Here is a 21,488-nt window from a genome sequence, read left to right on the forward strand (position 1 = left end):
ATGAAAACAATAATTAATAACAACATAATCACGAACCGTGAAAAATTAAATAATTTAAAAACAAACCCTATGAAAAAGTACACCCTTATTTTCGTTTTGGCACTAATGATGATGCCATTCGCTTCTCAAGCACAAGATATTTTTGCTAAATACAGCGAGAATTCTGAAGTAACCTATGTGTCCATTAAACCTAAAATGTTTCAAATGTTAGCTAAAATGGATATTAATACGGATGATCCAGAATCACAGGAATATATCAATATGGTGAATAGTATTACCAGTTTTAAAGTCATTTCCACAGGAGATAAAGCTATTTCTGCCGATGTATCTAAATGGGTAAAATCTAGAAAAGGTGGTTTAGAGGAATTAATGGTCGTTAAAGATGATGGCATGAATATGACATTTTACGTTAAGGAAGGTCGCGATTCGGACCATGTAAGTGAATTCCTGATGTTTGTAGATGGTATTGGAGCTGTTACAAAAGATATGGATATTAATATGAATGGTAAAAAACGTGAATTTGAAACAGTGGTAGTTTCCTTAACAGGAGATATTAACTTAAATCAAATTTCTAAATTAACCCAGAAAATGAATATTCCAGGTGGTGAACATTTGGAAAAGAAAGATAAGAGATAATACCATCATGAAACAATCAATCAAATATACCCTGTTCAGTTTATTAGTGGCTATGTCACTAATAAGCTGTAATTCAGGCGAATCATTACAAACGTATTTTGTAGATAATCAGGAAAAAGCCGATTTTGTTACGGCCGATATTCCAACGTCTATTGTAGCATTAGATGAAGCGGCCTTAACGGATGAGCAAAAGGAGGCTTATAAATCTGTTCAACGTTTAAACTTTTTAGGTTTTAAAGCAAGCGAAACCAATATGACCACTTATAACGCCGAATTAGCAAAAGTTAAAGCCATTTTAAGTAATGTAAAATATACAGAACTCATGGAGTTTAGAGATAGTGGTATGACCTTCGTTATTTCCTATTTGGGAGATGATGACAGTGCTGAAGAAGTTATTGTCTTTGGAAGCTCTAAAGAAATGGGCTTTGGTGTGGTTAGAATTTTAGGTGATAATATGCGTCCCGAACAAATTGGAGCATTGGCTAGTGCCGTTCAAAACACTAATTTTGAAGATTCTGAACAATTAAAAGATATTGTCAATTTCTTTAAATAATATTCAGACAAATAATTATAAAAAAGCGATCTGTTGTAGATCGCTTTTTTGTTTTACGTGGTTTGGTCATCATTTTTTTTATGATGCTTTGAAACGGTTACAATAATATTGATTAAAATAGCCAAAAATAATGCCATGAAAATCCCACTTATCATATAGTTCTCCAATAAGCCGCAAATCCCAGCTACTGAAAAACCGACCCCTACAATTCCGCAAAGGATTAGAGATTGTTTATCTGTTAACATTTTAAATTCCTGTATAGTTACTAGGTGTAATAGCTTTTAACTCCTTTTTAATCCCATCCGAAACCTCTAATGTATCAATGAAATTTGAAATGGATTGTTGATTAATTTTTTCATTGGTACGTGTTAATCCTTTTAAAGCTTCATACGGATTTGGATACGATTCGCGACGTAAAATGGTTTGAATAGCTTCTGCAACCACAGCCCAATTGTTTTCTAAATCTTCGGCAAACTTACTTTCGTTTAAAAGCAGTTTATTTAAACCTTTTAAAATAGACTTAAACCCAATAATAGTATGTCCAAAAGGAACACCTACATTACGTAAAACCGTACTATCTGTTAAATCGCGTTGTAATCTGGAAATTGGTAATTTGGCTGATAAATGCTCAAAAATAGCATTGGCTATTCCTAAATTCCCTTCGCTATTTTCAAAATCAATAGGATTTACTTTATGTGGCATGGCAGAACTTCCTACTTCACCAGCTTTAATGCGCTGTTTAAAATAATCCATGGACACATAGGTCCAGATATCTCGATCTAAATCAATTAATATGGTATTAATACGTTTTAAAGTATCAAATAAAGCTGCCATATGATCGTAATGTTCAATTTGTGTGGTAGGAAACGAGTGGTGTAACCCTAATTTTTCCTGTACAAATTGACTGCCAAAAGCTTTCCAATCTATTTCTGGATAGGCAACATGATGTGCATTAAAGTTTCCAGTGGCACCACCAAATTTTGCCGCACTAGGAATATCGTTTAATAAATCAAATTGAGCTTCCAAACGTGTAACAAATACGTGAATTTCCTTTCCTAAACGTGTAGGAGAAGCAGGTTGTCCATGAGTTCTAGCCAACATAGGAACGGATTTCCAATCTTCCGCCAATGTTTTTAATTTGTTTAAAACTTCAAAATATTCAGGAACATATACATCATTCATAGCATCTTTAATACTCAAAGGAATAGATGTATTATTAATATCTTGAGACGTTAATCCGAAATGAATAAACTCTTTATATTCTGAAATTTGTAAGCTGTCAAATTTTTCTTTAATAAAGTATTCAACCGCTTTCACATCGTGATTGGTTACTTTTTCAATATCCTTAATGGCAGATGCATCAATAGCGGTGAAATTTTTATAAATAGCGCGTAAATCTTTAAATAATGCCGTGTTAAAATCGGCTAATTGTGGCAGCGGCACTTCGCACAATGCAATAAAATATTCAATTTCTACTTGTACGCGGTATTTTATTAACGCTTCTTCAGAAAAATAAGGAGCTAATTTTTCAACTTTATTACGGTAACGACCATCAATAGGAGAAATGGCATTTAAGGAAGATATAGACATGATTGTTGTTGTGTTTTAAAAGCTGCAAAGATACGGAAATCCAAAAGAATAGACGGATTATGATATGTGTTTTTTAAGATGATCTTCTTTCCCAAGGTAATGAATGAATTATAAAACCAGCTACTTTTTAAGCTTCTTTAAAATGTGTTTTGCTCGTGCCTTAAAACCCGAGCTCTGCATTTGGAAATCCCGTTCTAATATTATTACGAGTTCCGGGTGAATCCAATCATAATCTGCTCCAAACAGGTATAAGGTGTTCATGGAATACGCTTTAGGCGCAATTTTCTCATCATGAATCATATAATCAAAACAAACGGCAATTATCCGTTCTTGGTAAATGGGATTTAAATGTAATTGGATCTTATTTGGTGTTTTAGCGTAATATGCTTTGGCTAAATACTCGCAAATTTTAGCAATGGGTCTTACTGCTGGGTCTAAATGAACTTTGTGTATGTTTGCTGTAAACGTGTCTAAATGAGGAATCAAGTATTCTAAATTTTCATGACACATAAACTCTAAAACCCAGGCGGCTCTGCAAGAAATTTTGTCATCAACACGAAATAGTACTGCTAGTAACTTCGAAATTAATTTTGGGTTGTTAATTACCAAATTGGCATAATGTAAGCGCTTTTCTCTCGAATGGTTCACATAATTTAAATCAGCGTATAGTTGGTCTGTAGTCACTAGTTTTTCCTATTTTTGATAGATAAAATTACAAAAAATGAAAATAGTAAAGAAAATTCTGATTGTTTTGTTAGTTGTTTTTGCTATTGCACAATTTTTTGGACCAGAAAAAAACACCGGTGATATAGCAACGGTTCAACCATTTTTAACGGAAACCAATCCGCCAGAAGATGTAACTGCCATTTTAAAAGAAACCTGTTTTGACTGCCATAGTAACCACACACGATATCCTTGGTATAATACTATAACACCTATAAATTACTGGTTGGCCGAACATGTAAACGATGGAAAAAAACATTTTAATGTGTCGGTTTGGAATGATTATTCGGCAAAAAAGAAAGATCATAAGTTAGAGGAGTTAATAGAAATGGTGGAAGAAAAGGAAATGCCATTGGACTCTTATTTGTGGACTCATCAGGAAGCCAATTTAACGGATGCGCAAATAGAAAGTGTTATTAATTGGGCTAAAAATATGCGTGTCATTTATAGTTTAGTGCCAAGACCCGAATAGTTTTTTATTTGTTATATGACTAAAAAACTACTTATAATTGGTTGTGTTTGGCCGGAACCAAAAAGTTCAGCTGCTGGAACCCGGATGATGCAACTTATATCGCTTTTTCAATCCGAAAACTATAAAATTACCTTTGCAACAACCACATCTAAAACAGATAATGCTTTCGCTTTATCCACACTAGGCATTCCGGAAGTCGCTATTCAATTAAACGATTCGAGTTTTGATAATTTTATAAAATCGGAAAATCCCGATGTGGTATTGTTCGATCGGTTTTTAACTGAAGAACAGTTTGGATGGCGTGTAGCTGAAAATTGCCCAAATGCATTACGATTACTGGACACTGAAGACTTACACGGCTTACGAAAAGCACGTGAATTAGCTTTAAAAGAAAATGAAACCAACGCTAAAAAATATTTAGCAAATGACACATCTATACGTGAAATAGCCAGTATTTATAGATGCGATTTAAGCCTTATTATTTCCGAAGCGGAAATGGAATTACTTGAGAAATACTTCAAGGTAGATACAAATTTACTTCATTATTTACCGTTTTTATTAGAGACTATCTCTAAAGAAGCCTCTGAAATGTTGCCCGATTTTAATGCCAGAGCTAGTTTCATAACCATTGGAAACTTCTTTCATAAACCCAATTACCAATCGGTTTTATATTTAAAAGAAGTGATTTGGCCAGGAATCCGTAAGCAATTACCACAAGCGGAACTGCATATTTTTGGCGCATATGCAAGTCAAAAGATCACGCAATTACACAAAAAACAAGATGGTTTTTTAGTTAAAGGTTTTGCTAATCAGGTTTCTGAAGTCATGCAAGCGTCACGAGTTTGTTTGGCGCCATTGCAGTTTGGTGCCGGATTGAAAGGTAAATTAATTGATGCCATGAAAAACGGAACGCCAGCAATTATGAGTTCGATTGCTGCAGAAGGTATGTTCGGGACTTTAGATTCCAATGGATTTATTGCTGATAATCCAATCGAATTTATCAACAAAGCCGTGGCACTTTATACCACGGAAACGACCTGGAAAACCAAACAACAGAATGGGTTTCAAATTATAAATAACCGATTTGATAAAGTGCAATTCGAAACACATTTCATAAACGTTATTAATGACTTGACAGCCAATTTGCCAAATCACAGAGAACATAATTTTACAGGTCAGATGCTGCAACATCAGTCACTTCAAAGCACTAAATTCATGAGTAAGTGGATTGAATTAAAAAATAAATAAGCACTTCAGAATATTCACTAAAATTGACGCGCTTTTTCATAGCTTTGCGCCTTTAAATTTAAAGCCATGATTTCAGTAGATAATTTAGCAGTAGAGTTTAGTGGTCACACCTTATTTAGCGATGTGTCCTTTACCATAAATGAACATGATAAAATTGCCCTTATGGGTAAAAATGGTGCTGGAAAATCGACCATGATGAAAATTGTGGCAGGTGTTCAAAAAGGAACTCGTGGTAATGTGCGGTTTCCTAAAGATGCTGTTATTGCTTACTTACCACAGCATTTATTGACTGAAGATAATTGTACCGTTTTTGAGGAAGCCTCCAAAGCCTTCGCTCATGTTTTCCAAATGCGAGACGAAATGGACGCTTTGAATAAAGCCTTGGAAACCCGAACGGATTATGAGTCCGATGATTATATGAATATCATTACCCAGGTGTCCGATTTAGGGGAAAAATACTACGCTTTAGAAGATGTTAATTATGATGCGGAAGTGGAAAAAGCTTTGACAGGTTTAGGTTTTAAACGTTCAGATTTTACCAGGCAAACCAGTGAATTTAGTGGTGGTTATCGTATGCGAATTGAATTAGCCAAAATGCTACTTCAAAAGCCGGACTTAATTCTATTAGATGAGCCAACCAACCATATTGATATTGAATCCGTTATTTGGTTAGAAGATTTCTTGCTAAATAAAGCCAATGCGGTCATGGTTATTTCCCATGATAAGGCATTTATTGATAATATTACCAATCGTACGATTGAGGTGACTATGGGTCGTATTTACGATTATAAAGCCAACTATACACATTATTTACAACTGCGAGAAGATCGTCGTTTACATCAAATAAAAGCATATAAAGAACAACAGCGGTTTATTGCCGATAACATGGCATTTATTGAAAGATTTAAAGGCACGTTCTCTAAAACAAATCAGGTAAATTCTCGTGAGCGTATGTTAGAGAAACTGGAGATTATTGAAGTAGATGATATTGATACCTCCGCTTTAAAATTACGATTTCCGCCAGCACAACGATCTGGCGATTACCCTGTAACAGTCAAGGATTTATCTAAATCTTATGGAAATCATGTGGTATTTAAAAATGCCAATATGTCTATTTCTAGAGGCGAAAAAGTGTCCTTTGTTGGTAGAAATGGTGAAGGAAAATCAACCATGATAAAAGCCATTATGGGTGAAATTCCTGTAGATGGCATCTGCCAATTAGGTCATAATGTAAAAGTGGGATATTTTGCTCAAAACCAAGCATCCCTGTTAGATGAGAATTTAACTATTTTTCAAACCGTTGATGAAGTGGCGCAAGGCGATGTTCGTACCCAAATAAAAAACATTTTGGGCGGTTTCATGTTTAAAGGTGATGACATTGATAAAAAAGTGAGTGTGCTATCTGGAGGTGAAAAAACACGTTTAGCTATGGTGAAATTACTTTTAGAACCAGTTAACTTGCTCATTTTAGATGAGCCAACAAATCACCTGGATTTAAAAAGTAAAGACGTTTTAAAGGAGGCGCTTTTAGATTTTGATGGTACCCTTATTTTGGTGTCTCACGATCGTGATTTCCTTCAAGGTTTATCACAAAAAGTCTTCGAGTTTAAAAACCAACGCGTCATTGAACATTTTGAAACGATTGATGATTTCTTAATCCGTAATCGTATGGAAAACTTAAAACAAATCGATTTAAAGAAATAATTTGTTCGTATTCATACTGGAAAAAATTGGATAAATTTTTCGTTTATCATCACTTCAAATAGGAATTTGAAAGCTAATTAATTACCTTTCAATCAGTTATTAATCCTATGTAATCCAGTTCATGAAAAACCCATGCTTCAAAAAAATGGTTTTACTGCTCGTTTTAGCTGTATGCACCATTCCCGTTCATTCTCAAGTTACATCCAAACAAATTGACTCTGTTGTTAATTATGCCATGTCTCAATTCAACGTTGCTGGTTGTGCCGTGGCTGTGGTAAAAGATGGAAAAATAATTCATGAAAGCGGTTACGGTGTCAAATCTATAGATACTAGAGAACCCGTTAATCCAAATACTAACTTTGCCATTGCCTCTAACAGTAAAGCCTTTACTACAGCAGCTTTAGCCATGTTGGTGGAAGATGGGAAACTGAACTGGGACGATAAAGTAAAAACCCATATTCCAGAATTCACCATGTATAATCAATACGTGGAGGAAAATTTTAACATTATCGATCTAGTAACACACCGAAGTGGCTTGGGTTTAGGTGCAGGCGATTTAATGTTTTTTCCGCAAGGTTCTAATTTCACTATTGATGATTTATTAGCCAGTTTTCAGCATTTTAAACCAGAATCGGCATTCCGCACCAAATGGGATTATGATAATTTATTGTATATCGTTGCTGGTGAGTTGATAGCTAGGAAAAGTGGTATGACTTGGGAAGCCTTTATAGATTCACGGATTTTTAAACCATTAGCCATGGAGAATTCCTATGCTTCTTTATCCGAGATTTCAGATACAAGTAATTTATCCGCTTCACATTCCACGGAAACGGGAACCATGCGCATTATCCCAACTTTTGAAGAGATGATAAATGGTGCAGCAGGCGGTATTTTCTCAAATGTCAATGATATGTCAGCTTGGATGCTCTTACAATTACATGAGGGAACGTATGGCGATGGATTGAAAAAGCAATTGTTTTCCAAAGACAATCATTACGAAATGTGGAAAATCCATACCGTTATGGATGCAAATAACAATCCGCGATACAACAGTCATTTTGCCGGATACGGTTTAGGTTGGTTTCTTACTGACGTAAAAGGGAATATGCAGGTAGAGCATACAGGTGGTTTGCCTGGTATGTTGTCTAAAGTAGTAATGATTCCTGATTTGGATTTAGGAATTGTTGTGCTGACTAATACGAGTAATGATGGTGGTGGCTTATTTTCAGCCATTACCCAAACCATTATAGATATGTACTTGGACATGGATGATTTTCAGTGGATTGACAAATATGCAGCTTATATGAAATCCAATCAAAGTGGCGCAGATGCGGTTGTTGAAAAAGTGTGGGATTCTGTTGCTAAAAATGACCAATCTAAAATAAAAATCAAGAATTATATTGGTATGTATGAAGATGTTTGGTTTGGAAAAATGGAAGTGTTTGTGAAGGATAATCAATTATGGCTTAAAAGCCATCGTTCGCCATTATTAAATGGGCCATTACAATTTTATAAAGATGAAACCTTCGCCATTAAATGGGAATACCAAGATATGAATGCCGATGCTTTTGCCATGTTCACGCTAGACGAAAACGGAGTAGCAAATGGATTTACTATGAAAGGGATTTCGCCTAATATCGATTTTAGTTTCGATTTTCAAGATTTATATTTAAAACGGCTTGATTAATGGTTTCAGCTATACGAAAAATAAGAAAGCGACTGCTTGAACAAAACCGCTTTAAACGCTATATTTTTTATGCCATAGGCGAAATATTTCTGGTGGTTATTGGCATATTGTTAGCCTTACAAATCAACACTTGGAGTAAAGAAAATCATAATCTTAAATTAGAAAAGGCGCTATTAGAAGATTTTAAATCAGATTTCATCATTCAGAAAGAATTGATTAACGAGCAGATAGATTATGAGATAGGTATAATGGCTAAAATAGATTCCGCACTTCAATTTATGAATCCTAATTACGACAAGGCAACTTTGCCGAGAAAACTTCATGAATTAACAGCGCGTCGCACATTTAAAGCCAATCGCGCTACATTTAATAATATGATAGCGAGTGGCAGTGTTAATTTAATTTCCAATGCGAGTTTACAAAATACGATTGTCCGTTATTTTCAACGTTTGGATTATGTGGAATCCGTTGTGAACAATAATAATTTGTACATGGTAAACTCTAATTTTGGAAAGTTTGCATCAAATAATGCTATGGGTTTTCAAATAGGCAAATCTGGTAAATTGGTTGATACTATTAATTTCACCAACGAATAACGCTATTTACTGGATATGCAATTACGGTATAGAAATGGCGCGTCAAAAAGCATTAAGTTAGTAAGTGAGGTTCTTTTAGATTTAACTGAAGAACTTATAGTTATAATTGATTCAGAAATAAATAGCAAACATATTTTTAAATTTCAAAAATGTAAAGTATATTTGTCATAAAGGAAAATTTATTTGTCTAAACACTAAACATACTTGTCATGAAATTAAAAGAAATTGAAACATGTGAACGCACCAAACTGGAGCTATTCTTAAATAAAGTAAGACTACCTCATTCATTTAAAAAGTTAGGCTTTATTATACTCATTTTGAGTTTTATTGGGGTTACAGGATTTAAATTTATAGATGACCTACCCACCTGGTCGATTCAAATTCTAAAACATGCCATGCTTTTGGGTTTACTTATAATGTCCTTATCTAAAGAAAAAATTGAAGATGAGCTGATTGAAACCTTAAGATCAAAATCCTATTCTTTAGCTTTTATTATTGGCGTAGGTTATACCATGTTACAGCCTTTGGCCAATTTTATTGTTGATTTCTTTTTAGAAGAACAACTTGTTGTAAGCACTACTAGTCATATTCAAGTACTGTTATTTATGTTGCTGATTCAAGTTGGTTTTTTTGAAGTTTTAAAACGCAACCGATAATGGAAAACACGATAAAAGTAGAGCGTGCCATTTTAAATCTAACCCAAGAAGATTTAGCACAAAAAATAGGTGTTTCACGTCAAACAATTAATTCCATTGAAGCTAATAGATATGTGCCGTCTACAGTTTTGGCATTAAAATTATCTGGCATTTTTAAGAAACCAGTGAATGCATTTTTTAAACTATCATCCAATGATTAAGTTTTGTATGTTAATCTCTGTATTAAATATTAGTTTGATGCTAGTAATTTTTTAAATACTCGCATACCAACAGTAGCTGTTTCTTGAATTAGTGTAATGTCTTTTTGATTCACCACAGATGGCTTCGGGTCTATAAAATAAGTGGGCGTATTCTCTGGAACATGATGCATTAAACTAGCAGCAGGATATACTTGCATACTCGTGCCTATAATTAGTAATATATCTGCTGTTTCGCAAACGTCCAAAGCTTTTTCTATCATAGGAACCGCTTCACCGAACCATACAATATGTGGTCGCATTTGGTAGCCATTTTGGCACATATCACCAAAATGGATGTCGGTTTTCCAGTCTACAATGGAATCGTCATTAAAGGTGCTTCTAGCTTTTAATAGTTCGCCATGAAGGTGAATGACATTGCTACTGCCAGCTCGTTCGTGTAAATCATCCACATTTTGTGTTATAATGGTGACCTTATAATCGGTTTCTAAATCCGCTAAATCCACATGTGCTTGATTCGGCTTGACTTCCAAAAGTTGTTTCCGCCGTTTGTTATAAAAATCTAAAACCAATTCCGGATTTACTCGAAAACCTTGTGGTGAAGCCACTTCCATAACATCATGACCTTCCCATAAACCGTCGGCATCACGAAATGTTTTAATCCCACTTTCGGCACTAATGCCTGCGCCTGTAAGGACAACAATATGTTTCGTTTTTTTAGATAGCATTAAGATTTGAATGGATTGAGCAAACTTATGTAAGCCTTCTGTTGTTATTTTGGTTTAAACAATTATAAATATAAAATAAAAAATATTATGAAAAAATTATTTATGTCAATGGTATTAATATTACCAATGTTAATTATGACTAACTGTAGTAGTGATGATGATGCTGGCGTATTCATTCCACCAGCTGAAACGTCAACTACATACCAATTGGGTTCTGTAGCTGACCCTTCCATATCTGGAACAGCAAAATTTATTAAAAATACTGATAACTCAACTACTGTAGAGTTACAACTTACAGGAACACCTGCTGGAGGCATGCACCCGGCACATATTCATTTTAATACAGCTGCTGAAAGTGGCGATATAGCCATTACTCTAGGTACAGTTGATGGTGATACTGGGTTTAGTACAGTTACATTTTCTTCTTTAGAAAACGGAACAGCTGTGACTTATGATGAGTTGCTAGATTTTGATGGATATATTAATGTGCATTTAAGTGCCACCGAATTAGGTACATTGGTGGCTCAAGGTGATATTGGTCAAAATGAGTTAACTGGAGAAGCTAAAACTTACGATTTAGGTGAGGTTGACGTTAATGGAATTAGTGGAATGGCTACATTTTTGGAGCGCGTCAACGGTGAAGCTCTAGCTATAATTCAATTGGATAATACACCGTCAGGCGGTATGCACCCAGGTCATATTCATATGAATACGGCTGCTGAAGGTGGTGATATTATATTTACTTTCAATACTGTTAATGGCGATACAGGAATGAGTATGACAAATGTTGCAAATCTTGATGATAATACTTCGTTTGGTTATGAAGATATTCTAAATGTGGACGGGTATATTAACATTCACGAAAGTGCTTCCAATTTAGGAACTTTAGTTGCTCAAGGCGATATTGGTCAAAATGAACTGACTGACAATTCAATAACATATGATTTAGCCGAAGTTGACGCACCAGGTATTAGTGGTACAGTAATGTTTACTGAACGAGCCAACGGTGAAGCTTTAGCAGTTATTTCTTTAATCAATACACCTTCAGGAGGTATGCATCCAGCGCATATTCACATGGGTAGTGTGGCAACCGCTCCAGGCGACATCATGTTTACATTTACACCAGTTGATGGCGACACAGGTATGAGTATGACAAATGTTTCCGCGTTAGACGATGATTCAGCATTTGGTTATTCTGATGTTTTAGATTTTGATGGTTATGTTAATGTGCATTTAAGCGCAGCACAACTTGATGTTTTAGTTGCTCAAGGAAATATTGGAAGCAACAATTAATAATATAGTATTATACATTTTTTGAAAGCCTAGCGGAAACGCTAGGTTTTTTTATTTTGTTAAATAAACATATAATTCAATCTGTACACAAGAGGCTTTACACTGATGAAAACAATACGTCTTTTTTTGAAATAATTAACATTACAAGATAATAGTCATCAACAAATTGGGATTTACAGTTTAAATTGTAAATTTAGGCAGTCTAAAGAAAAAGTAAAAATGAAAAATATTTTAGTAGCTATCATTAGCATATGTTCAACACTCACATTTACCAATTGTGCAAGTGATGATAATATTACCGAATTAGAATCTAAACTAATCTCAACCACATACACGTTAAATCCCGTTTCAGATCCAGCCGTAATTGGCGATGCCCGGATGATAAAAAACGAGGACGCTTCTATAACCATAGAAATTAAACTGTCTGGTACATTGCCAGGAGAAACATACCCAACAAACTTACGGGTTAATACGGCAGCCGAAGGCGGAACAGTAGCTATAAGCTTAGAAAGTTTGAACGGTACAACAGGAAGAAGTACAACCAGGTTTACAGCTTTGGATGATGGAACAGAAATTACCTACGAAGATTTATTAGAGTTTGATGGGTTTATTGATGTTCTATTAAACAATAATTCACCAGCCATTGTTTTAGCCCAAGGTGATATTGGACAGAATGAACTAACAGGTGTATCAAAAACCTATACATTAGGTACACGTGATATTCCTGAAATTAGCGGGAATGCCAAGTTTTCTGAACGAAAAAATGGGGAAGCGCTAGCACGTATTGAATTAACCAATGCCATTCCAGGAACAGAGCATCCTGCACATATTCATTTGAATACTGCGCTTGAAGGAGGCGCTATTGCTTTTACATTTAATAACATTAATGGTGATACAGGTTTAAGTAGAACCAATGTGTCTGCTTTGGATGATGGAACACCATTTTTATATGAAGACTTAATCGCGTTTGATGGGTATGTGAATGCACATTTAAGTGCAAGCGATGATACAGTTATTGCCCAAGGAGATATTGGCATAAACGGTTTAACAGGTGAATCCGTAGTGTATGCTTTAAACGAAGTAGATGTACCAGAAGTTCAAGGAACAGCCACCTTTTACAAACGTGAAAGTGGCGAAGCATTAGCGGTTTTAGAAATTGAAAACACCATAGCTGGCGATGTACATCCAGCACATATTCATGCGAATGATATAAATACTACGGGTGCTGTTGTATTGACTTTTAATCCAGTGGATGGTGCTACAGGTAGAAGTGAAACTAATATTATTCAGTTAGATGATGCCACGCCTTTTGGATATGACGATGTACTTCAAATTAATGGCTATATTAACGTACATGAAAGTACAGTTAATTTAGGAACCATTATTGCGCAAGGCAATATTGGTGTGAATGTGGATAATTAATTAGTACCATTTTAAACTATAAAAACCTGATATAACGTCGGGTTTTTCTTTTTTTTTATACCGAGCATGATTGATTTACAATTACTAAACCATTTAGAAGGCTTTTTAACCGAAAGCAGACGCGAGAAATTTAATCGTGTATTATCACAACGTACCAAACACTTTACGGTTGCTACAGAAGATGTGTACCAATTGCATAACACAAGTGCCGTAATTAGAAGTTGTGATGTGTTTGGTATACAAGAAGTTCATATTGTAGAAGAAGTAAATAGCAAGCGCATAGATAGGGAAATTGCCATGGGCGCGCAAAAATGGGTGGATTTAAAACGCCATCACCATGTAAAAGATGCCATTAAAGCCTTAAAACAAGAAGGTTATCAAATTATAGCAACCACACCACATACCAACGATTGTTTGTTGCAAGAGTTTGATGTGGCTAAAAAATCCTGTTTCTTCTTCGGAAGGGAAACAGAAGGCTTATCGCAGGAGGTTTTAGATGCTGCAGATGGTTATTTAAAAATACCGATGGCGGGATTTACAGAGAGTTTGAATATTTCTGTATCGGCAGCAATTATTTTGCAACATGTTACCACCAAATTAAAACAAACGGATATTCCTTGGCAGCTTACCGAAAATGAAAAGTTAGAAAAACGTCTAGATTGGATCAAGAAAACGATTAAAAGTTATGATGAAATCGTGGAGCGGTATTATGAGGAGAGTGGTTTAAGTTAAGAGTTTAAATAAGTGTTTTTTGTATTATTCTTTTCGCTGAATTCAGCTTTTTTATAAAATTAATAATTAAAATAAAATAGAAATCCTATTTACAAAAGTAAGGCAAGTGCAAAAGGTTGGTTTGGGTGAATTCTGAATAAAATTTCATAAAATACCTAATCGGAAACATGGCAGGTAGGAGTAGGGGAAAAAAATAGTCCAAAATTCATGAAAATTGTGTGCTTTCATGCTATTATCTTGGTTCTTATATTTATGAAAGTATTTCTAAATGTGATTCTATACCTAATAATAAACTATCGCTTTTTCCGACTCCGACTCAACACCTTATATTCCTCATAGCATTCACTAATAGCATCCAGTATTTGAAGATCGTTAGCGCTATTTATAAAATCGGCCGAATAGTTACATTGACGCACTATTTCATCTAAATCTACACGGTCTACTTGTAGTAAAACCGTTAACATTTCCCGATCAAAACGCGAGGCTAGGAGGTTTCTAATTTCATCATCTTGCTTCATCTGTTTGAGTTTTTTCATCTCATTCGGATTTTTCCCAAACATTTTATAGAGGAAATCGGCAGGATTAAAAATAGCACCCAATGCTTTGGTTATGGCATTGCTACGATTTCCAGCTTCATAGCCTGTGGATGGTAAACCAGAAATACTGTATCGGTAATTATTATTGATGGGCACATTCTGAATATCCACTTCTAAAATTCCTGTTAGACGGAAATCATTTATAACGACCTCTTCTAAAGCCAATGCCAATTCGTTTAATTGAATAGTAGATGTTCCAAACTTAATCCAGTCATTAGTAACACGAACTTTTATAGATTTAAAACCTAAATAGGAGAGGTGCAGCGTATCATTTGCTTGGGCACGTAAGGTAAATTCTCCTTCGGCATTGGTTGTAGTACCAATTACCTGTGTTAAATTTACAATATTAACACTTTCCAAAGGTTCCCCTTGTGATGCGTTTATAATAACGCCCTTTACATAGGTTTGGTCCTGTGAGAAACCAATAGAAAAGGTAAACAATGCAATAAGTAGGAATAGGTAGTGCTTCATGCTGGCTAAATTAAACAATAAAAGTACTAAACAAAAAAATAGATTTCTCATTTAGTACTTTATTTGACTTATTATTAACAGTGGTGTTTAGCGTCTAGAGCGTCTTGGTCTTTCAGAACCGGAATCGTTACTAGTTTCTGTACGTCTTGGTTTAGAGTCGCTATCACTTCTGCGGCTACGTCTGTTTCCAGAATCGCCACCACGATCACTACGTCCACCACTTGAACGACGTTCACCTCTTGGCTTATCATCACGTCGTTTTCCTCCAAAACCACTTCCGCCACTTCTGCGTTTGTTTCGGCTAGTACCACGACCTTTATCTTCGCTTACTTCTACATTTACAAAACGACCTTCATGTTTGAAATCCGTAAAGAATGCCAATACTTTTTCTTGTAAACCTTTTTCGGTTGTAAAAAATGAGAAACTTTCTTTAACATCCACTTTAAAAACGTCATCACGACCTAATTCTAAAACTTCTTTTAGGAAGTCTTTTAGCTTCATCCAATCGTAACCATCTTTACGACCAACGTTTATAAAGTAACGTGTATCATTGGCATTACTGGTATAACCACGTCCACCACCATCATCAGAACGATCACTTCCACGAGATTCTGTTACGTTTTGAATACGTGATTTTGAATAGTAATTAAAGAAACGCGTAAATTCTACAGAGAAAAATTTCTTAATTAATTCATCTTTAGATGTGTCAGCAAATAGTTCGTTGATACTTTCTAAATACTTATTAATTTCAGGGTTTATTTCTGTATTGTGAATTTTATTGGCAAGCGACATTAATTGAACTTCACAAATTTCTATGCCATCAGGAATTTCTTTTTTAATGAAGTCTTTCTTAATGATGCGTTCAATACTTTTAATTTTACGAACCTCGCTTTTTGAAACAATAACCATAGAGATTCCTGTTTTTCCAGCACGACCAGTTCTACCAGATCGGTGTGTATATACTTCCGGTTCATCCGGTAACTGGTAGTTTATTACGTGTGTAATATCGTCTACATCAATCCCACGAGCAGCAACATCTGTTGCCACTAGCATTTGAATTTGCTGGTTTCTGAAAGATTTCATTACCAAATCACGTTGATTCTGACTTAAATCGCCATGTAATGCGCCAGCACTGTAGCCGTCTTCAATTAATTGTTCAGCTACTTTTTGTGTATCGCGTTTTGTTCTACAGAAAATAACAGAAAAGATATCTGGATTTGCATCAGATAAACGTTTTAAAGCTGCATAACGATCACGTGCATTAACTAAATAATACTCATGCGTTACTTGACTCGTACTTTCATTTTTATTTCCTACTGTAATCTCAATAGGGTTTGCCATAAATTTCTTGGCAATATTGGAAACCTCTTTAGGCATGGTAGCCGAGAATAACCAGGTGTTTTTGTCTTCAGGTGTATGCGATAAGATATCAGTAATATCCTCTTTAAAACCCATGTTTAGCATTTCATCAGCTTCATCTAAAACGGCGTATTCAATTTTAGAAATATCTACTAATCTACGCTTAATCATATCCTTCATACGACCAGGTGTAGCAACAATAATTTGTGCACCTCTTTTTACCTCGCGTGCTTGATCTGTAATACTGGACCCACCGTAAATTGCTACAACGTTTAAACCTTTACAGTGTTTACCGTAAGCTTTCATTTCGTTGGCAATTTGCAAACACAATTCACGTGTTGGCGAAAGGATTAAACCTTGTGTTGTGCGACTATCCATCTGGATTTTCTGCAACATTGGAAAACCAAATGCGGCCGTTTTTCCCGTTCCAGTTTGCGCTAAGGCAACTAAATCGGTGTCTTTTTCTAATAAAATGGGAATTGCTTGGGATTGAACATCACTAGGGGTTTCAAAACCCATGTCAGTAATAGCTTGTAATAGGTCGTCATTAAGACCTAAATCTTGGAATGTATTCATTCGTGTTTAATAAGTAATCGATTATGTTTTGTAGTGTTACAAAAGAAGAGAATCGACATACTTAACCTAAACTTCCAGTAACACACCCTCACCCTGAGGAATTAATTTGATAGAACGTCAGGTTCCGCCAAATTTCGTGCAAAGGTACACTTTATTTTTAATTTAATTATTAGGAATGTAGAAATGTTAAAAATTAAAGTTACAATGGCGTTAAGGTAACGCTACTTCTTCGCTTTATTGATGTTTTTAGTTTTTAGGAACTCTTTTTATAATTAATCGAATTTGTCCCATATGATTCGCTTGAAGTTCCATAACATGATACCACGCCCAATGGTTGTTCATTCTAGTATTTTTTACTGATTAATTAAATTTTTTCTTTATAGCAGATTCTACTCTAATAAAAAGTACAACAACCAGTACAATCATGAAGCTGATGCCAATTAATGTGGCTGCTTTTTCATTGGGTTGCACAATAAAACCCAACAACCCGGTTAATGCTAGAACAACTCCTAGTTTCATCATTTCTATAGCGGAATAGTGTTGTGCAAAATCCCATCGTTCTTGATTTTTCATGGAGCTTGCCGTTCGATAGCCATATAGGCTATTGATTTTTTTTGGCGGAAACTTCATCATGATGAATCCAACAATTAAAAAAATTAATCCTGTAGATACAGGTATTATAAATATTGGGTTATCTAGTGGAAGTTGCATAATTTATTTTTTCATTTCGAAACTATTTGTATTTCTTATGTACAAAGTAGTCTAAAGGATTACTTAAAATATCTTTTACACTTAATCTTAATAGTTGACCAAGCTTTCTAATTTTTACACCTCTAGATTTAAGAACCAAATATAATGTTAAAGAGAAGCTTACAATAAAATTAATAAATCCAATCAATAAAACACCTAACAAAGCTAATATAATAGTAGAAATTGCGAAATTTTCATTAAGTATTGCAAAGCCTATGTTTGCAGAGCTAAAAGCAATATGTCGAATATCTATATTTATTGGTAGGATGTAAGATATTAAAAATGCCGAACCCAAAAAGAATCCTAGGCTTACGTTTCCAGCATAGACACCCAAATTTTTGTCCACTATATAGGCTATTTTTTTTCGATTTAGTTCTGAAAAATTGCGTGACATTGTTTTGTTATGGGTTATACGGTATGCCAAATTTATAGCCTTAACCTTATTATCAAAATAGCCTGAAATAAATCCGGAAAGGGATAAAAATATACCTGCAATTGCCGCATAAAAAAACGCACCGCCGGAAAAAGGGAAAACCTGATAAATAAGCTTTTTGGATTTCATTGTGCTAATAGGATTGATATCGTTTAATAATGTTAGCAAAAAAGCCAAAATACAAGATACCAATAGAGCCATTATAAAATTGCCTATCAAAGATATAAATTGGCTGCGTGCAATTTTTCGCACTAAAAGAATGATGGCTTGTAAGGTGTCTACTTGCAAATCATCATCTTTATCAATATGTTTAGCAATTGTAGAGGCTGTCATGGCGGGTTGCTTGGTAGCTATTATTCCACCAAGTAGAAAAACAACTATGAAACATATGGAATAATTAATACTGTAAAGAAGTGCTCTAGGAATGGCCGATGAAATTTCTGTGTCTAGCAGAATTTTAAAAAAAGCAAAAATGGCTATTATAAAACCTCCTAATAAGCCTTTTTTAAAAAATAAAATATATTCTTTGTGATCATTGGCTACGTATTTTTCTCCCTTTTGAGCAGTATGTTCAACAATTTCAAGGGCTAAAAGATCTGTGTGCGAAACGAAAAATTTACTCAAACTATTTTTGCTTTTTTCATGCTCAAAATAATCTGCAATTAGATATGCCCATTTTTTTTCAGAATTGATATCTGATCTTAAATCTAGTAACAACTTTATGCGTTCTACATAATGAAGCAAATTCTTCATTACAATGGTTAAATGTAAAGATGTACCTATAATATTTTTGTTCTCACGTAATTTGTAAATGGTAAGGCATACTTCATTTAAATTCGTTTCAAATTCCTTATTAGTGACTTTTCCTTCCTCTGAAAGTAAGCAAGATTGATATAATAATATTTTGTAACAATTAGAATCAATATTTAATTTTTTAAATTTAGTATGAAATTTATGATCAAAACCAAAAGTGACTATTTTGGATGTTAAAGCAGATATGGCATGGTTTAAATCATTTTTAATACAGGCTGTGGTTGATGGTTTTGACAGTAATTTCGTTAAATTAAAACGCATATTTGAAATATTTCCTCGCTCTAATTCTTTTTTTAAATAAAATTCGAATGTGTTAACATCTGGAACACTCGGGATAAATTTTTCAAATATTCTGCTTACAAAACCAGCTGTAAACCCATAGTTTTCCATCAAAGAGTATTTAATGAAAAATGAATAATAATTATAGTTTTCTGCTGATTGTTTGTTCTTCAATGGCCCGTTTGTTTATTGCTATTTCCTATTTGAAACTTTATTTATTTTAGCATGTTTATCAGAGGACAAAATAGAGTTTTCATTGCTGATTTTAATAGGATTCTAAGTGTATGTCAAGTTACTTAAAATTTTTAAACTTTTTTCACCATTAAAATCCCCCAAGTTGCTAATACAAAAGGAGCAGTAAGGGTAATTAAGCCTGTCATGGCCATACCTATATTTAGTAATGTGGATAGAATAATAGCACTGGTAATCCATAAAAAATCCTTCCATCCGGTTCCTACAAGTGCTATAGCGCATAGTATGGCGTTGTAACCCATGAGTCCAGCATTAATTGTAGATGTAGATTCTGAAACAAGCCATCCAACAATGGGCCCTAAAACTGCTGCGTAGGCCGCATATACGGCCATTAATTTATTATTCAGTAAAATTCCGATAAAGAAAAATAATCCTGTTATACTATTTTCTTGAAACATGACTTGACCGAAACTATTACCAGAGGATATTAGAAAATTAAGACTACTTTCAATTTGCTCTAATGGCGCCAATAGTGGAAAATTAAAAATAACTATCAGGAAATATATGGTTAGCCATGTAGCCATGACAAAAGGAGCGGTAAAAGGCAGGATAATTTTTTGTAAATATGCCATGATTACCGTTGATAAAATGGCACCTAAAAAGAGTGCGAAAACGGTTACGACAGAAACCTCAAAAAAACAAAACACGGCTATACCTGTTAATGTTCCATTAAAACCATATAGGTCGTTTTTAATGGCCTCTTTTGGATACTTAAAAACATGAGCCGAAACGGTGCTTATTATTGTGCCGAATAGAGCTGCTAATCCTAATAGCCAGGAGTTGTAGAAAATTCCTATTAAAAATAATAGACCAGAATATATATTGTTTTGAAACATGACTTGTCCTATTCCCCGCAAAATGGTTTGTATAAAGGTCATTAAAATTTGAAATTAAAATTAATTATATAGGTTCTATCCGTGTAAACAATATACTGGTAACTGAAATCTTATTTGGAGGTTAAATCTATTTTTTCATAGATTTTCCCATCACGATTTATAGTTGTTTTACTTTCCTTATCTGCAATAAAAGCTAGAACTTGATTTTTAATATCGGGGTTGATTTCTTTCTTTGGAATCGTTTTTTGGTTGAATTCATTTAAATCGGTTAATATGCCATTTTCTAGTTTGAATGCTAATTGTGATACAGCAACAATCATTTCCGCATAATAATTATGAAAAATTTTAATTTCGTTGATGCCATCATGGAGTTTGGCGGTTTCTAATAATTCATATTGAAATGCATTCTGTGCGTCAGGATTTTTATAGCCTATTTTAATAATTTCCGATTGTGGAAATTCAATACGCATAGAAACTTCTGAAATAGCCGAAGTGAATTTTGGGAATTCTTGATACTTTCCGTCAATTTCAATTAGTAGTTGTTCTGCATTTTGCTCATAAGGTTGCTTGTAGTAAAACGTAATATAATTTTTATTTTCAGGGTTATGTAACCCGTAAAAATGGAATTTTTTAGTTAATTCAGGATTGGGAAAAAGTGTAATTTGATTTGAATTTGATAGGGTATAGGTGCCATATATTTTTAAATCCACATTCCCGAAAGAGGCAAAGTAGAAAAATGTTTGATCTTCCAACAAATACATGCCAGCAGCCATCTCAAAACTTGAAAGCTCATAAAACCCTTCAGCTGATTTATAATTGCTTTGGGAATAAATAGAACTTGTAACCATCAGAAGAATTAGAAATTTATAAGTTGTCATAAGTCATT

The 21,488-nt window shown here is 34.3% G+C and carries 21 protein-coding genes; 12 read left to right on the forward strand and 9 right to left on the reverse strand.

The window, feature by feature from the left end:
• The gene (locus ACFPH8_RS10235) at window positions 1-636 is read left to right on the forward strand and encodes a DUF4252 domain-containing protein (protein ID WP_376860665.1); all 636 of its coding nucleotides are present in this window, start codon (window positions 1-3) and stop codon (window positions 634-636) included.
• A gap of 7 nt (window positions 637-643) precedes the next feature.
• Window positions 644-1,189: a DUF4252 domain-containing protein gene (locus ACFPH8_RS10240; RefSeq protein ID WP_248400403.1), complete on the forward strand. Its 546-nt coding sequence runs from the start codon at window positions 644-646 to the stop codon at window positions 1,187-1,189.
• A gap of 246 nt (window positions 1,190-1,435) precedes the next feature.
• Here the strand turns inward: ACFPH8_RS10240 and purB are convergent, their stop codons facing one another.
• Entirely contained in the window at window positions 1,436-2,779 is a 1,344-nt protein-coding gene (gene purB / locus ACFPH8_RS10245) for an adenylosuccinate lyase (protein ID WP_376860667.1), read from the reverse strand.
• Between the two features lie 120 nt (window positions 2,780-2,899).
• A complete protein-coding gene (locus tag ACFPH8_RS10250) occupies window positions 2,900-3,463 on the reverse strand; it encodes an adenylosuccinate lyase (protein ID WP_376860669.1) in 564 nt (187 codons plus the stop codon).
• A 37-nt stretch (window positions 3,464-3,500) separates the two neighbouring features.
• On the opposite strand from ACFPH8_RS10250, the gene ACFPH8_RS10255 reads away from it, so the two are divergent.
• The 7 genes from ACFPH8_RS10255 to ACFPH8_RS10285 all read left to right on the forward strand — a co-directional run bounded on the left by ACFPH8_RS10255 (window position 3,501) and on the right by ACFPH8_RS10285 (window position 10,065).
• Window positions 3,501-3,974, forward strand: a complete 474-nt coding sequence (locus ACFPH8_RS10255; protein WP_376860671.1) for a heme-binding domain-containing protein — start codon at window positions 3,501-3,503, stop codon at window positions 3,972-3,974.
• 15 nt (window positions 3,975-3,989) lie between these two features.
• A complete protein-coding gene (locus tag ACFPH8_RS10260) occupies window positions 3,990-5,222 on the forward strand; it encodes a glycosyltransferase (RefSeq protein WP_376860673.1) in 1,233 nt (410 codons plus the stop codon).
• A 66-nt stretch (window positions 5,223-5,288) separates the two neighbouring features.
• Window positions 5,289-6,926 (forward strand): ABC-F family ATP-binding cassette domain-containing protein, encoded by a 1,638-nt coding sequence (locus tag ACFPH8_RS10265; protein ID WP_376860675.1) that lies wholly within the window; start codon window positions 5,289-5,291, stop codon window positions 6,924-6,926.
• Window positions 6,927-7,047: 121 nt separating this feature from the next.
• Window positions 7,048-8,613: a serine hydrolase gene (locus ACFPH8_RS10270; RefSeq protein ID WP_376860677.1), complete on the forward strand. Its 1,566-nt coding sequence runs from the start codon at window positions 7,048-7,050 to the stop codon at window positions 8,611-8,613.
• Window positions 8,613-9,209: a DUF6090 family protein gene (locus tag ACFPH8_RS10275; protein ID WP_376860679.1), complete on the forward strand. Its 597-nt coding sequence runs from the start codon at window positions 8,613-8,615 to the stop codon at window positions 9,207-9,209. The genes ACFPH8_RS10270 and ACFPH8_RS10275 overlap by 1 nt, the downstream gene beginning before the upstream one ends.
• Window positions 9,210-9,418: 209 nt before the next feature.
• The gene (locus tag ACFPH8_RS10280; RefSeq protein ID WP_376860681.1) at window positions 9,419-9,865 is read left to right on the forward strand and encodes a hypothetical protein; all 447 of its coding nucleotides are present in this window, start codon (window positions 9,419-9,421) and stop codon (window positions 9,863-9,865) included.
• On the forward strand, window positions 9,865-10,065 hold the full coding sequence (locus tag ACFPH8_RS10285) for a helix-turn-helix transcriptional regulator (protein ID WP_376860683.1): 201 nt from the start codon (window positions 9,865-9,867) through the stop codon (window positions 10,063-10,065). The genes ACFPH8_RS10280 and ACFPH8_RS10285 overlap by 1 nt, the downstream gene beginning before the upstream one ends.
• Window positions 10,066-10,094: 29 nt before the next feature.
• Here ACFPH8_RS10285 and ACFPH8_RS10290 read toward each other — a convergent pair whose 3' ends face one another.
• A complete protein-coding gene (locus ACFPH8_RS10290) occupies window positions 10,095-10,790 on the reverse strand; it encodes an SIR2 family NAD-dependent protein deacylase (RefSeq protein ID WP_376860685.1) in 696 nt (231 codons plus the stop codon).
• Window positions 10,791-10,877: 87 nt separating this feature from the next.
• Here ACFPH8_RS10290 and ACFPH8_RS10295 point away from each other — a divergent pair, with 87 nt between their 5' ends.
• The 3 genes from ACFPH8_RS10295 (at window position 10,878) to ACFPH8_RS10305 (ending at window position 14,237) form a co-directional block, all read left to right on the forward strand.
• Window positions 10,878-12,083, forward strand: a complete 1,206-nt coding sequence (locus ACFPH8_RS10295; protein WP_376860687.1) for a CHRD domain-containing protein — start codon at window positions 10,878-10,880, stop codon at window positions 12,081-12,083.
• A gap of 219 nt (window positions 12,084-12,302) precedes the next feature.
• Window positions 12,303-13,505 (forward strand): CHRD domain-containing protein, encoded by a 1,203-nt coding sequence (locus ACFPH8_RS10300; protein WP_376860689.1) that lies wholly within the window; start codon window positions 12,303-12,305, stop codon window positions 13,503-13,505.
• A 66-nt stretch (window positions 13,506-13,571) separates the two neighbouring features.
• Window positions 13,572-14,237 (forward strand): TrmH family RNA methyltransferase, encoded by a 666-nt coding sequence (locus ACFPH8_RS10305; protein WP_376860691.1) that lies wholly within the window; start codon window positions 13,572-13,574, stop codon window positions 14,235-14,237.
• Between the two features lie 293 nt (window positions 14,238-14,530).
• Here the strand turns inward: ACFPH8_RS10305 and ACFPH8_RS10310 are convergent, their stop codons facing one another.
• The 6 genes from ACFPH8_RS10310 to ACFPH8_RS10335 form a co-directional block, all read right to left on the reverse strand.
• Window positions 14,531-15,304, reverse strand: coding sequence for a carboxypeptidase-like regulatory domain-containing protein (locus tag ACFPH8_RS10310; protein WP_376860693.1), 774 nt, complete (start codon window positions 15,302-15,304; stop codon window positions 14,531-14,533).
• 87 nt (window positions 15,305-15,391) lie between these two features.
• Window positions 15,392-17,239 (reverse strand): DEAD/DEAH box helicase, encoded by a 1,848-nt coding sequence (locus tag ACFPH8_RS10315; protein ID WP_248400383.1) that lies wholly within the window; start codon window positions 17,237-17,239, stop codon window positions 15,392-15,394.
• Window positions 17,240-17,599: 360 nt separating this feature from the next.
• Entirely contained in the window at window positions 17,600-17,950 is a 351-nt protein-coding gene (locus tag ACFPH8_RS10320; RefSeq protein ID WP_376860696.1) for an SdpI family protein, read from the reverse strand.
• Window positions 17,951-17,972: 22 nt separating this feature from the next.
• Window positions 17,973-19,688, reverse strand: a complete 1,716-nt coding sequence (locus ACFPH8_RS10325; protein WP_376860698.1) for a hypothetical protein — start codon at window positions 19,686-19,688, stop codon at window positions 17,973-17,975.
• A 131-nt stretch (window positions 19,689-19,819) separates the two neighbouring features.
• A complete protein-coding gene (locus ACFPH8_RS10330) occupies window positions 19,820-20,644 on the reverse strand; it encodes an urea transporter (RefSeq protein ID WP_376860700.1) in 825 nt (274 codons plus the stop codon).
• 68 nt (window positions 20,645-20,712) lie between these two features.
• Window positions 20,713-21,480 (reverse strand): hypothetical protein, encoded by a 768-nt coding sequence (locus ACFPH8_RS10335; protein WP_376860702.1) that lies wholly within the window; start codon window positions 21,478-21,480, stop codon window positions 20,713-20,715.
• Between the last annotated feature and the right edge of the window lie 8 nt (window positions 21,481-21,488).

It is taken from the genome of Bizionia hallyeonensis (genome assembly GCF_042657385.1).
GTDB classification, from domain to species: domain Bacteria; phylum Bacteroidota; class Bacteroidia; order Flavobacteriales; family Flavobacteriaceae; genus Algorimicrobium; species Algorimicrobium hallyeonense.